This is a genomic window from Thalassobaculum fulvum (assembly GCF_014652915.1).
Lineage (GTDB): Bacteria > Pseudomonadota > Alphaproteobacteria > Thalassobaculales > Thalassobaculaceae > Thalassobaculum_A > Thalassobaculum_A fulvum.
Map to the genome: position 1 here is coordinate 123584 of NZ_BMZS01000013.1, position 13602 is coordinate 137185.

Below are 13602 nucleotides of genomic sequence, written 5' to 3' on the forward strand. Positions count from 1 at the left end.
GCCCGGATACCCCCTCCGCCACCGTCGGATCTGCCGGTGAGAAAGCCCGCTGCCGCTCTCCTGCTCGCGATGGCGGCGCTGGTCGCGACCGCGCACCCGACGGCTTCGCGGGCCGACGAGGTGCCGGTGCCGCGCAGCTACGGCGACGCCATGCGCTGGTACCGCGACGCCTCGCGGGCCGGCGACCCGAAGGCGATGTTCTATCTCGGGCTGACCCTCGAGCAGGGCCTGCAGGACCGGCCGCGCCCGCATGAGGCGCTCGACTGGTATCGCCGGTCGGCCGAGGCCGGCTTCGCGCTGGCGCAGTTCAAGCTCGGGGTGCTCCACCAGACCGGCACGATCGTCGGGCGCGACCTCGCCCGGGCACGGGAGTGGTACGAGAAGGCCGCGGCCCAGGGCATGGCGGCGGCGCAGTACAACCTCGCGGTCCTGCTGGATACCGGCGGGGGCGGACCGGTCGACCAGGGGCGGGCCGCCGAATGGTATCTGAAGGCGGCCTCGTCGGGCGTGGCGGAGGCGTACCTGAACCTCGGGAACCTGTACGCCCGCGGGGCGGGCGTTCCGGCCGACGCGGTCGAGTCCCTGAAGTGGCTGATCCTCGCCGACGACGCCGGGATCGAGGCGGCGGCCGGGCTGCGGGAATCGGTCGCCGGGGTGCTGAACGAGGACGAACGCGCCCGGGCCGCTGCCGCTGCCGAGGCCTGGAAGACCGCCCACCCGCGCTGACGAGAGCTTGCCGGCGCACCCGGCGTTCCGTAGGAAGACGCGAGCCTGCGCTTGGAGATGGGAATGCGGCTGCCGCTCTGTGTCGATCTCGACGGCACGCTGGTCAGGACCGACCTGCTGTACGAGACGCTGCTGGCGGCCCTGCGCCGCCGGCCGTGGATCGTGCTGGCGCTGCCGTTCTGGCTCCTGGCCGGCCGGGCGCACCTGAAGGCGCGGCTGGTCGAGGCGGCCGGTGACGGCGTCGACATCGCCGCGCTGCCGCTGACCGAGGACCTGGTGGACTACCTGCGGTCCGAGAGGCAGGCGGGCCGCCGCATCGAGCTGGTGTCGGCCTCGGATCGCCGCGCGGTCGAGAGGGTGGCCGCTCGGGTCGGCCTGTTCGACGCGGTGTTCGGCAGCGACGGCGACACCAACCTGAAGGGACCGGTGAAGGCCCGGGCCCTGGTCGAGCGGCACCCGGAGGGATTCGTCTATGCCGGCGACGCGCGCGCCGACCTGGCGGTCTGGGAGCACGCCGCCGGCGCGATCCCGGTCAACGCCGCCCTGGCGCGTCGCGACGAGGTCGCCGCCCGGGCACCGATCGAAGCCGAGTTCGGGACGCCGCCGCGGCTGGGCCGGGCCCTGTTCAAGGCGCTGCGGCCGCACCAGTGGGCGAAGAACGCGCTGGTGCTGTTGCCGCTGCTGCTGACCCGCAGCTACGAGCTGCCGGCCGTGCTGGTGGCCGCCCTGGCGACCATCGCGCTGTTCTCGCTGGCCGCCAGCGGCACCTACCTGCTGAACGACCTGCTCGACCTGTCGGCCGACCGGACCCACCCGAGCAAGCGCGACCGGCCGCTGGCCTCGGGTGCCCTGCCGATCCCGATCGGCCTGGTGCTGTCGCCGCTGCTGATCGCCGTCGGCCTGGCCGGGACCCTGCTGGTCGATCCCGACGTGTTCCTGGCCCTGGTGGCCTATCTCGGGCTGACGCTCGCCTACTCGTTCGGCCTGAAGACCCAGCCGGTGGTCGACGTGCTGACCCTCGGCTCGCTGTTCACCCTGCGGCTGCTGGCCGGCCACCTGCTGGTCGACGGCGGCGTGCCGGCCTGGCTGCTGGTGTTCTGCATGGCGTTCTTCACCAGCCTGGCCCTGGTGAAGCGACTGACCGAGGTCCGTGGCCTGGAGGAACGCGGCGTGGTCTCGATTCCCGGCCGCGGCTACCACGCCGGCGACGGGCCGTTCGTGCTGGCACTCGGCCTGACCGCCGGCATCTCGTCGGTGTTCATCTTCATCATCTATCTGGTGGCGGATCCGCTGCACGCGGTCCGGCTCGCCGACCCGGAGTGGCTGTGGGTGGTGCCGGCGGTGCTCGGCTGGTGGGTGCCCCGGGTCTGGCTGCTGGCCAGCCGCGGCGAGATGCACGACGACCCGGTGGTGTTCGCGCTCAAGGACCGGCAGAGCCTGGTGCTCGGCACGATCGCCGTGCTGGCCGTGCTGGTGGCCGGATGAGCGGGGCGTCCGCACGCGACGACGACGGCGTCCTGGCCTGGGGGCGGGTGCACCGCGGCCGGCACCGGGTAGCGGCGCCGGTCTGGCCGGGCGAGCTGGAGGAAGCGGCCCGCGCCTCGGCGGGGGAAGGCGGCGCCACCCTGGCGCGCGGGCTCGGCCGGTCCTACGGCGACAGCGGGCTGAACCTGGGCGGCGGGCTGGTCGACATGACCGGGCTGGACCGGGCGATCGCCTTCGACCGCGCGGCCGGCGTGCTGCGGGCCGATGCCGGGATGTCGCTCGACGCCGTGCTGCGGCTGTGCGTGCCGGCCGGCTGGTTCCTGCCGGTCACGCCGGGCACCAAGTTCGTCACCCTGGGCGGGGCGGTCGCCAACGACGTGCACGGCAAGAACCATCACGTCGCCGGTAGCTTCGGCCGGCACGTGCGGCGGCTGGGCCTGTGGCGGTCGGACCGCGGGCTGGTCGAGTGCGGGCCCGACGCCGAGCCGGAGCTGTTTGCCGCGACCGTCGGCGGGCTGGGCCTGACCGGCATCGTGCTGTGGGTCGAGCTGGCGCTGCTGCGGATCGGCAGCGCCGCGATGACGGTGCGGAACGACCGGTTCGAGGGGCTCGAGGACTTTTTCCGGCTGTCCGACGAGAGCGCCGACTGGCCGTACACGGTGGCCTGGGTCGACACCCTGGCGACCGGCGAGAATCTCGGCCGCGGGGTGTTCTCGCGCGGCCGCCACGCCGGGCACGGGCCGCTGACGCCGCATCGCGCCGGCGGACCGGCGGTGCCGGTCGACGCGCCGGGCTTCCTGCTGAACCGCTGGACGGTCGGAGCCTTCAACCGGCTGTACTATACCAAGCCGGGCTCGGCGTTCCGGGGCGAGCAGCCCTACGATCCGTTCTTCTATCCGCTGGACCGGCTGCGGCACTGGAACCGGCTTTACGGGCCGCGCGGCTTCTACCAGTGGCAGGGCGTGGTGCCGCCGGCGACCGCGAGGGACGCGGTGCAGGTGCTGCTCGACCGGATCGCGCGCAGCGGCGAGGCGTCGTTCCTGGCGGTGCTTAAGAACTTCGGCGACGCCGCCTCGCCGGGGCTGCTGTCGTTCCCGATGGCGGGCACCACGCTGGCCCTCGACTTCCCGAACCGCGGCGGCCGGACGCTGGCGCTGCTGGGCGACCTCGACCGGGTTGTGGCGGAGGCCGGCGGGCGGCTATACCCGGCCAAGGACGGCCGCTTGCCGGCGGCGGAGTTCCGTCGCGGCTATCCGGCCTGGCGTGATCTCGAAGACCGGCGCGACCCGATGCTGCTGTCCAGCTTCTGGCGGCGGGTATCGCAGGACAGGTGACGGGTGGCGATGGCGGATTCCAAGCGCATTCTGGTTCTCGGGGCGACCTCGGCGATCGCCGAGCGCTGGGCGCGGCTGCGGGCGGCCCGGGACGACCGGCTGCTGCTGGTCGGGCGCGATCCCGCGAAGCTGGCGGTAGTGGCCGCCGACCTGCAGGCGCGCGGCGCCGCCGAGGTGCTGACCGCCGAGAGCGACCTGGCCGACACCGAGAGCGCCGCCGAGCGGTTCGCCGCCTATGTCGAGCGGCTGGGCGGGCTCGACACGGTGCTGGTCGCTTACGGCATGCTGGGCGACCAGGCCACGGCCCAGGACGACGTCGAGCGGCTGGAGCACGGCCTGCGCGCGAACTTCCTGAGCGCCGCGGTGTGGTGCGAGTTGGCGGCCGGCCGCTTCGAGGAAGCCGGCGCCGGCACCCTGGTGGCGATCTCTTCGGTCGCCGGCGACCGCGGCCGGCGCAGCAACTACGCCTACGGTGCCGCCAAGGCCGGACTGTCCGCCTATCTGGAAGGGCTGGCGCACCGGTTCGCCGGCACCCCGGTCACCGTCGTCTCGGTGCGCCCGGGCTTCGTCGACACGCCGATGACCGCGCACGTCCCGAAGGGCGGGCCGCTGTGGGCGACGCCGGAGCAGGTCGCCGAGGACATCGAGCGCGGCATCGCAAAACGCCGGGCGGTGGTCTACACGCCCTGGTTCTGGTGGCTGATCATGCTGATCATCCGCAACCTGCCGCGGCCGATCTTCGACCGGATGAAGATCTGATGACGGTGGCTCGTTACACGATGGAGCGACGCGTGGGTCCCGGCTCCGTCCCGCCGAGGGCGGGCCGGTCCGGAATGACGACGGGGGGAGGGGCCGCCCATACTCCTTTCGTCATTCCGGCCGGAGCGACAAGGTCGCGCAGAGCCGGAACCCACCGGCCGCCTCGTGGGTCCCGGATCGGCCCGCTGACGCGCGCCGTCCGGGATGGGGGAGAGATGCGACGTCTCCACTCACCTCATCCCGGCCGCAGCGGCGGAGCCGCGGAGAGCCGGGAACCATTGAAAGACGTGCGCCGGACGAGGAGCGTGTCTTGACCAAGATCGTGGTCACCGGTGCTGCCGGGCTGGTCGGGCAGAACCTGATCGCCCGGCTCAAGACCGACCCGTCGTTGCGGATCGTCGGCATCGACAAGCACCCGGCCAACACCCGGGCTCTGGCCCGGCTGCACCCGGAGATCGAGGTGATCGCGGCCGACCTGGCGGTCGCCGGCCCGTGGGTCGAGGCGTTCCAGGACGCCGACGCGGTGGTGCAGCTGCACGCCCAGATCGGCGGGCTGGACTGGCGCGAGTTCGAGGCCAACAACATCACCGCCACCGAGAAGGTGCTGGCGGCAGTCAGGGCGGCCCAGGTGCGGTACCTGGTCGACGTCAGCTCGTCGGTGGTGAACTCGATGGCGGTCGACTTCTACACCGAGTCGAAGAAGGCGCAGGAGAAGCTGGTCGCGGAATCCGGCATCCCGCACGCGACCCTGCGGCCGACCCTGATGTTCGGCTGGTTCGACCGCAAGCACCTCGGCTGGCTGGCCCGCTTCATGAAGAAGGTGCCGGTGTTCCCGATCCCCGGCTCCGGCCGCTACATGCGCCAGCCGCTGTTCGTGCTCGACTTCTGCGACATCATCGCGGTCTGCCTGCGCGAGCGCCGGGAAGGGGCCTGGAACATCTCCGGCCAGGAGAAGATCGACTACATCGACCTGATGCGGGCGGTGAAGCGGGCGACCGGGGCCGGCACGCCGATCGTGCGGATTCCCTACGGCCTGTTCCGGCTGCTGCTGCAGGCCTACGCCCTGGTCGACCGCAACCCGCCGTTCACCACCAAGCAGCTCGAGGCTCTGGTCACCCCCGACAGTTTCGAGATCATCGACTGGCCGGGCATTTTCGGGGTGCGCTCGACGCCGCTCGACGAGGCGCTGCACGCCACCTTCAACGACCCGACCTATTCCGGCGTCGTGCTCGAGTTCTGAGGAGTCCGCATTGGCGACCGTCGGCATCGTCGGCGCCGGGGCCATGGGCCTTGCCGCCGCCTACCACGCCCTGAAGGCCGGCCACCGGGTCACGGTGTACGAGGCGGATTCCGTGCCCGGCGGCATGGCGGCGCACGCCGATCTGGACGGGCTGTCGATCGAGCGCTTCTACCACTTCGTCTGCAAGGCCGACGCCTCGACCTTCGCGCTGATGGACGAACTCGGGATCGGCGACCGCATGCGCTGGCGCGACACCTCGATGGGCTATTTCGTCGACGGCCGGATGTACCGCTGGGGCGACCCGGTGGCGCTGCTGACCTTCCCGAAGCTGTCGCCGGTCGCCAAGTTCCGCTACGGCCTGCAGATGTTCCTGTCGACCAAGCGGTCGGACTGGCGGCCGCTGGAGAACCGGACCGCCAGGGACTGGATCGAGAACGGCGCCGGCCGCGAGGCGTACGACGTGCTGTGGCGGCGGCTGTTCGAGCTGAAGTTCTTCGAGCACGCCGACACGGTCTCGGCCGCCTGGATCTGGACCCGGATCAAGCGGGTCGGTACCTCGCGCAAGTCGCTGATGCAGGAGCAACTGGGCTACATCGACGGCGGCTCGGAGACCCTGGTTACGGCGCTGGCCGAGGCGATCGAGCGCCGGGGAGGGGAGATCCGCCTCGGCACGCCGGTGCGCGAGGTGGTGGTGGCGGACGGCCGCGTGACCGGGATCCGCACCGACGCCGGGGTCGACCCGGTCGACGCCGCGATCTCGACCATGCCGACGCCGTATGTGTCGCGCCTGGTGCCGGCGCTGCCCGACGACTGGAAGGGCCGCTACGACGCCATCGAGAACATCGGCGTGGTCTGCGTGCTGCTGCGCCTTAACAAGTCGGTCTCCCCGCACTTCTGGGTCAACATCAACGACCCGGCGGTCGAGATCCCCGGGATCATCGAATTCTCGCGGCTGCGCCCGGTCGACGACACGGTGGTCTACGTGCCGTTCTACATGCCGCAGTCGCACCCGAAGTTCGGCCGGGACGACGCGGCGTTCGTCGCCGAGTCGATGGCGGCGATCCGGCGGCTCAATCCGGCGATCGGCGACGACGACCTGAAGGCCAGCCTGGTCGGCCGGCTGCGCCACGCCCAGCCGGTCTGCGAGGCCGGGTTCGCGGCGAAGATCCCGCCGATCCAGACGCCGATCGACGGCCTGCAGGTCGCCGACACCTCGTTCTACTATCCCGAGGACCGCGGCATTTCCGAGAGCGTGCGCTACGGCGCCATGATGGCGGCGGCGGTGGGGGCCTGAGCGTGGCGAGAGCGATCGTCCTGGGCGAGTTCGGACGGTTCCTGGTGACCGGCGGCGTGGCGGCCGGCGTCAACGTCGGCACGCGCTGGCTGCTCAGCCACGCGATGGTCTACGAGGTCGCCGTGGCGGTGGCCTACCTGGTCGGGATGGCGACGGCCTACGCGCTGACGCGGCTGTTCGTGTTCGAGCGATCCGGGCGCGCGATGGTCGACGAGGCGGTGCGCTTCGCCATCGTCAACATGGTGGCGCTGGCGCAGGTCTGGGTGGTCAGCGTCGGGCTGGCCCGGCTGGCGTTCCCGGCCGTCGGCTTCGCCTGGCATGCCGAGGACATCGCCCACCTGATCGGGGTCGCGATCCCGGCGGTCACCAGCTATTTCGGGCACCGGCACTTCTCGTTCGCCAAGCGCCGCGAGGGCGGGGCGTGAGGGCGACGGGGCTGTTCACGATCGTCCTGGCGGCGGTGTCGGCGCTGGCCGGGGTCGCGATTGCGGTGGCGGCGTTCGCGCCGATCCCGTTCGCCGACTCCATCGACTTCTTCAGCCAGTTCTTCAACGCCGGCGGCTGGTCCGGCTACGGTCCCGAGCATTTCTACGCCCGCCACAACGAGCACCGTCTGGTGGTGCCGCGGCTCTGGTTCCTGGCCGACATCGCGCTGTTCGACGGCACCCAGGCGTTCCTGATCGCCGTCACGGTCGTGTCGTCGGCCGTCCACGCGGCAGTCCTGGCGATGGTGTTCCGCAGCCTCGGCCATCGTGGCTGGGTGCTCTGGGGGTTCGCGGCGGCGGCGTTCGGCGCGGTGCTGTCGCCGGCGCAGTGGGAGAACCTGGTCTGGGGCTTCCAGGTCCAGTTCATCCAGGTCTGGCTGTTCGCCACGCTGGCGTTCGTGGCGGTCTCCCGGGCCGAAGGGCGACGGTCCTGGGGGCTGGTTCTGGTGGCAGTGCTCGCCGGACTGGCGTCGACCTACTCGATGGCCAACGGCCTGCTGGTGTGGCCGATCCTGGTGGTCCTGGCGCTGTGGTGCGGGGTGCGCGGCGGGCCGCTGTGGCTGCTGCTGGCGGTGGCCGCGACGGTGGTCGGGATCGAGGCGGCCGGGTACCACGCCCATCCAGGCCACGGCGATCCGCTGAAGACGATGGCCGAGCCGTGGAAGGTCCTGCGCTACGCGTTCCGCTACCTGACCAACGCCATCGGTGCGATCGGCACCCGCGGCCAGGAGATCGTGGGAGCGTTGCTGCTCCTGACGACCCTGGGGATGGCGGTCGACGCGGTGATCCGGCCGGGCCGCTACCGGCCGGGCCACGCCGTCCTGCTCGGCGTCGCCGGTTTCGTGATCGGGGCAGCGCTGCTGACGGCGCTCGGCCGCGTCACTTTCGGCCTCGGCCAGGCCAACGCCACCCGCTACGCCACGCCGTCGTTCATCTTCCTGCTCGCGTGTTCGGCCCTGCTGCTGGACCGGCTGGTGCGGCTGGAGCGGCCGCGCCTGCAGGCCGCGGTGGCCGCCGTGGGGGCCGCGCTGTTGCTGGTGCCCGGGCTGGTCGACGGTGCCAGGCACGTGCCGGCGGCGCTCGGCGAGCGCGACGCCCGGGTCAACGCCGTGGTCACCTATCTGGCCGGCGGCTACCGCCCGGCCGAGCTGCATGCGCTGTTCCCGTTCGTGCCGCGCCGGCCTTACCGCGTGCTCGAACTGCTGGAAGCCAACGGCTGGGGGCCGTTCGCCGACCGCGCCGCGTTCATGCCGCCGGCAGCGCTCCTGGCCGACCCGCCGAAGCCGACGGCCGAATGCCGCGGGCACGTCGACGGGGCGGCCGACGACCCGGTGGTCGGGATCGCGGTCAACGGCTGGGCCGCCGCGGCGGATTCGACAGAGCATCCCGAGTGGGTCTTGGTGACCGATGCCGGCGGCGCGGTGGTCGGCTGGGGGGCGAGCCGCGACCGCCGGGACGATGTCGGGGCCGCGATCGGCAGCGGCTGGCGGGGGCGCGGATTCCGGGCGACCGGGCCGAACGCCGCAGCGCCGCCGCTGGGCGTGGTCGGGGTGTTCGCCGACGGCCGGTCGTGCCTGCTGGCCGCCGGGGTGACGCCGCGGATACCGCGCTTCCTGGCCGGCTTGCCGGCCGGGGCCCGGCCGGCCGCAGGCGACTGGAGCGTGCTGCAGGGTGCCGCCGGCGACCGGTTCGGACCGGAGGAGCCGCCGGCGCCCGTGCGGCCCGCGATCGGTACCGTGGGAGCGGCGAACTCGCACTTCGTCGCGGTCATCGACCTGCCGCCGGCCGGCGACGGATCGGCGCTCGCGGTGCCGGTGCGCTCCGGACGGTTTCCGTTCACGGCGCTGCTGCTGGTCCGCGACGCGGTGACCGGCGAAGAGATCGAGCGTCATCCCTTCGAGCGGCCGAGCGACCGCGCCTGGACCTGGCGGGTATTCGATGGTCCGTCGGACCCGCGGTTCCGTGGCCATGGCCTGCGGGTCGAGGTGTCGGTCGCCGGGCCGCAGCCCTGGCAGGGCGTGGCGGTCGGCCGACCGTACTGGATTCCGCCGCGGGTCGGGGGCTAGGCGTGCGGCCGGTCGCCGCCGTCGTCCTGGTTCTGGGGCTGGCTTCGGCCGCCGCCGGGCTGGCGATCGCCGTGGTCGGCTTCGCGCCGATTCCGTTCGGCGATTCCCTCAGCTTCTTCCGGAAGTTCTTCGATGCCGGTGGCTGGGACGGCTATGGCCTCGCCGAGCTGTACAGGCGCCACAACGAGCACCGGATCGTTGTCCCCAGCCTGTTCTTCCTGCTCGACATCGGGCTGTTCCGCGCCGGCCAGGCATTCCTGATCGCGGTCATCGTGGTGTCGTCGCTGGCGCACGCGGCGGTCCTGGCGTGGCTGTTCCGCCGGCTCGGCCACCGCGGCCCGCTGCTCGCCGCGTTCGCTGCGATCGCGGCCGGGACCGCGCTGTCGCCGCTGGCCTGGGAGAACCTGGTCTGGAGCTTCCAGGTCCAGTTCATCCAGGTCTGGCTGTTCGCGACGCTGGCCTTTGCGGCGCTCGCGGTCGGCGACGGCGGGCAGTGGCGGCGGGTCGGCGGCGCCGTCGTCTTCGGGCTGGCTTCGACCTACACAATGGCGAACGGGCTCGCGGTCTGGCCGCTTCTGGTCGGTCTCGCGTGGTGGCGCGGGGTAAGGGGCGCGCCGTTCTGGCTTCTGGCGGCCGTCGCGGCGGCCGTGGTGGCCGTCGAGGTGACCGGATTTCGCCCGCACGGCACCCACAGCGACCCGGCCGAGACGCTGCTGCAGCCGCTGGCGGTCGGGCACTACGCGCTGCGCTATCTGACCACCGCGGTGGCGGCGCTCGGCCCGACGGCCCGCGATGTGCTGGGCGGCGTCCTGGTCCTGGCGGTCGGCGGCCTGGCCGTCGACGCCGTGGCCCGGCCCGCCCGGTATCGCGCCGAGCACGGCGTGCTGCTGGCGCTGGCCGGCTTCGTGATCGCGGCGGCGCTGCTGACCGCGCTCGGCCGGGTCGGTTTCGGCCTCGCCCAGGCGGACGCCTCGCGCTACGCGACGCCGTCGCTGCTGTTCCTGGTCGTGGTGCTCGCGCTCGCGCTGGACCGGGTCGCGGGCCGGCCGTCGTGGGCGATGGCCGGCGCCGGCGGAGCGGCCGCGGTGCTGCTGGTGCCGGGACTGATTCTGGCCTGGAAGGACCTGCCCGCGATCGCCGGCTCCCGGGATTCCCGGGTCAATGCCATTGTCGAGTACCTCGCGGGCGGCTACCGGCCGGCCGCGGCTCTGTCGCTGTTTCCCCGTTCCTCGGTCGTGCCGGCCCGGGTGCTGGAACGGCTGGACGCGGCTGGCCTGGGACCGTTCGCCGAGCGTGCCCGGTTCATGCCGCCGGCGGACGCGCTGCGCGACCCGGGACGGCCGTTGGCGGCGATGTGCCGAGGTGCTGTCGACGGCGCCGTCTCCGACCCGGTGAACGGCGTCCAGGTCTGGGGCTGGGCGGCGGACACGGCGTCGGACGCCCAGCCGCGCTGGATCGTGGCGACCGGCGCCGACGACACAGTGGTGGCCTGGGGTGCCAGCCTGGTCTGGCGGCCCGACGTGGCGGCGGCCCTCGGCACGCGCTGGGGCGGACGGGGTTTCATGGCGACCGGCGACCAGGCGGTCGACGGGCCGCTGACGGTGTACGGGGTGTTCGATGACGGTCGGCGCTGCGCGATCGCGACCGGGATCGCTGCGGTCCCGCCGCGGTTCCTGAGCGGGCTGCCGGCGTCGGCCCACCCGGCCTCCGGCGCCTGGACGGTGACCGACGGGGGCGGTCCGGCCGGCGCCGGGCCCGGCGATCCGCCGCCTGCCGCCACGCCGGCCGTGGGCAGTCTCGGCCTGCCGTCGTCCCGTTTCGAGGCCACGCTCGACCTGATCCCGTCGGCCGGGCCGGCGGAGCTGCTGGTGCCGGTGCGCACCGGGCCGTATCCGGTGGGCGTGACGATCACGGTGATCGATCCGGCGACCGGCGGGACACTGGATGGCCACGGCTTCGGTCGACCGAGCGCCGACGGCTGGACCTGGCTGGTGCTGCGCGGCACCCGGAGCGCGCCGGGGCACCTCTTGCGCCTGCGGGCGACGGCGACCGGCGAGGGGCCCTGGCAGGGAGTTGCGGTCGGCCGTCCCTACTGGCTTCCGGCAGCGCCGCAGGGATAGGATCCGGCCATGCCCGACGCACCGAAATACACGCCCTACGACAAGGGCCGGTTCCAGCTGACCCTCGGCATCAAGGCGATCGACCCGGCCGACTGGATCGAGGTCGACGGCCACTACACCGAGCAGATCGCCGAGAAGCGGCGGCTGCTGGCCGAGCGGCCGGCCGAGGTGTTCGGGGCCCTGCCCGAAAGCCTCGACGCCCAGGGCGAGTGCCTGGAGACCCTGCTGGCGCATCTGCAGCGCGACCGGCCGGGCCAGGTCCGGATCGACGACGAGGCCGTGACCGTCGTTCCGACCGGCGATCGCTACGATCGGGCCGAGTTCACGGACTGCCCGCTCGACCTCGCCGGCCGGCTGGTCCAGGAGGATCTCTGCCTGATGGCGCCGGACGGCGACACCTGGCGGCTGATCGCGGCGTCACTGTGCTTTCCGTCGCGCTGGCGCCTGGCCGACAAGCTCGGCCGGCCGATGGCGGCGATCCACCAGCCGGTGCCCGGCTTCAACGAGCGGCTGGCCCGGCCGGTCGACCGGTTCTTCGACCGGGTCGAGCCGGGCCAGGCGTTCATGCGCCTGAACTGGTCGGTGATCGACGACCCGACCCTGTTCCAGCCGACCGGCCACGGCCGCACCGGCGTCGACGACGCGATCACCGCCGACAATGTCGGGGACTCGGCCTGGATCCGGATCGAGCGGCAGACCTTCGTCCGGCTGCCGCGGACGGGCGTGCTGGTGTTCGGCATCAAGACGGTGATCGATCCGCTGTCGGTCCTGGCCGGCCGGTCGGAACTGGCGGCGGCGCTGCGCGGCACGCTGGCCGGCATGCCCGACGACATGCGGCGCTACAAGAGCGTGGCGCCGTTCGCCGACGCCCTGGCAACGTGGCTCGGGAGAGTCGCCGAGGGCGCTCGGGGTTAGCCGTCGATCCGGGTTTCCAGCGTGGTCTTGCGGCCGCCCGACTTGACGATCAGGCCGCCGATCTGGGCGCTGTCCAGGTCCACGCCGTCGAGTGCCGCGCCCTTCAGGATGGCGCCGCGCAGGTCGGCGTCGGAGACCGTGGCGCCGGCGAGGTTGGCGCCCTGCAGGTCGGCGCCGGCCAGGTAGGCGCCGGTCAGGTCGCTCCCGCTCAGATCGGCGCGGTTCAGGTCGGCGCAGGTCAGCTCGGCGTAGGCCAGGTTGCGGTTCGACAGGTCGGCTTCCCGGAACGAGGCGCGGTGGCCCTGGCGGCCTTCGCTCATGACCCATTCGATATGGCTGAGAAGCTTCTGCTGGGTCTTCTTGTCGAAGTCCTTCAGGCCGAGGAAGACCTGGGCGCCGTCCAGCTTGGTCTCCGATAGATCGCAGTCGGCGATGCGGGCGCCGCGCAGGACGCAGTTGCTGAGATCGGCCCCCTTCAGATCGGCGCCGGCCAGGTTGGCGCCGGCCAGGTTGGCGTCCCGGAGGTTGGTTCCGCGCAGGATCGCGCCCTGGAGGTCGCATTCGAACAGGTTCGAGCGGCGCATGTCCGCACCCGCGAGATTGGCGTTCGCCATGTTGGCGCGCTCGAGGTCGACCTCTCGCAGGTCGGCGCCCTGCGTGCCGCCGCCGAGGGTGACCGTCGCCGGGCCGATATCGGCGTCGGTCAGGTCGGCATGCTTCAGATTGGTTCCGCGCAGCCGCACGCCGCGCAGCCGGGCCTTGCGCAGGTTGGAGCCTTCGAGGCTGGAGCCGACCACCGCCGAAAGCTCGAAGTCGGCCTCGGCCAGGTTGGTCCGCCAGAACGAGCAGTCCTGGAAGGTCACGTTGATGAAGCACGCGCCGCGGAGGTCGACCGCGGTGGTCTGGACGTTCTCGATGGTGGCGTTGGCGAGCAGCAGGCGGGTGCCGGTCTTCGGGTTCGCGAGGAAGCGCTCATGCTTTTTGGCGAGCTCCTCGAACATCGATCGATCGACGAGCTGGTTTGCGGTCTTGCCGGTCATCGTGCCCCCAACCATCGTCATGCCGCCGGGCGACCCCGTCCGGGACGAACCTGGAACTGGGTCGCGGTAGTTCGTGGAATGACCCGGGATTCATAGCCTGGAACGATGGGGGAAATGCTAACAATCTTGCTTAATTGC

The 13602-nt window shown here is 72.4% G+C and carries 11 protein-coding genes; 10 read left to right on the forward strand and 1 reads right to left on the reverse strand.

The window, feature by feature from the left end:
• Positions 1-36 precede the first annotated feature (36 nt).
• The 10 genes from IE246_RS24755 to IE246_RS24800 all read left to right on the forward strand — a co-directional run bounded on the left by IE246_RS24755 (position 37) and on the right by IE246_RS24800 (position 12424).
• The gene (locus IE246_RS24755) at positions 37-726 is read left to right on the forward strand and encodes a tetratricopeptide repeat protein (protein WP_189994773.1); all 690 of its coding nucleotides are present in this window, start codon (positions 37-39) and stop codon (positions 724-726) included.
• 63 nt (positions 727-789) lie between these two features.
• The gene (locus tag IE246_RS24760; RefSeq protein WP_189994776.1) at positions 790-2211 is read left to right on the forward strand and encodes a UbiA family prenyltransferase; all 1422 of its coding nucleotides are present in this window, start codon (positions 790-792) and stop codon (positions 2209-2211) included.
• Positions 2208-3545 carry an FAD-binding oxidoreductase gene (locus IE246_RS24765; RefSeq protein WP_189994778.1) on the forward strand — a complete coding sequence of 446 codons (1338 nt, stop codon included), beginning with the start codon at positions 2208-2210 and terminating at the stop codon, positions 3543-3545. Before IE246_RS24760 ends, IE246_RS24765 begins: the two co-directional genes overlap by 4 nt.
• A gap of 9 nt (positions 3546-3554) precedes the next feature.
• Positions 3555-4304, forward strand: a complete 750-nt coding sequence (locus IE246_RS24770; RefSeq protein ID WP_189994780.1) for an SDR family oxidoreductase — start codon at positions 3555-3557, stop codon at positions 4302-4304.
• A gap of 310 nt (positions 4305-4614) precedes the next feature.
• Positions 4615-5544, forward strand: coding sequence for an NAD-dependent epimerase/dehydratase family protein (locus IE246_RS24775; RefSeq protein WP_189994782.1), 930 nt, complete (start codon positions 4615-4617; stop codon positions 5542-5544).
• Positions 5545-5554: 10 nt separating this feature from the next.
• Entirely contained in the window at positions 5555-6838 is a 1284-nt protein-coding gene (locus IE246_RS24780) for an NAD(P)/FAD-dependent oxidoreductase (protein WP_189994784.1), read from the forward strand.
• 2 nt (positions 6839-6840) lie between these two features.
• Positions 6841-7263 (forward strand): GtrA family protein, encoded by a 423-nt coding sequence (locus IE246_RS24785; protein WP_229837479.1) that lies wholly within the window; start codon positions 6841-6843, stop codon positions 7261-7263.
• The gene (locus IE246_RS24790; protein WP_189994786.1) at positions 7260-9389 is read left to right on the forward strand and encodes a hypothetical protein; all 2130 of its coding nucleotides are present in this window, start codon (positions 7260-7262) and stop codon (positions 9387-9389) included. Before IE246_RS24785 ends, IE246_RS24790 begins: the two co-directional genes overlap by 4 nt.
• Before the next feature lie 2 nt (positions 9390-9391).
• A complete protein-coding gene (locus IE246_RS24795) occupies positions 9392-11509 on the forward strand; it encodes a hypothetical protein (protein WP_189994788.1) in 2118 nt (705 codons plus the stop codon).
• 9 nt (positions 11510-11518) lie between these two features.
• Complete coding sequence (locus IE246_RS24800) at positions 11519-12424, forward strand: heme-dependent oxidative N-demethylase family protein (RefSeq protein ID WP_189994790.1); 906 nt, start codon at positions 11519-11521, stop codon at positions 12422-12424.
• On the opposite strand, the gene IE246_RS24805 is transcribed toward IE246_RS24800, so the two are convergent.
• The gene (locus tag IE246_RS24805; protein ID WP_189994793.1) at positions 12421-13464 is read right to left on the reverse strand and encodes a pentapeptide repeat-containing protein; all 1044 of its coding nucleotides are present in this window, start codon (positions 13462-13464) and stop codon (positions 12421-12423) included. The genes IE246_RS24800 and IE246_RS24805 overlap by 4 nt on opposite strands.
• Positions 13465-13602: the final 138 nt, after the last annotated feature.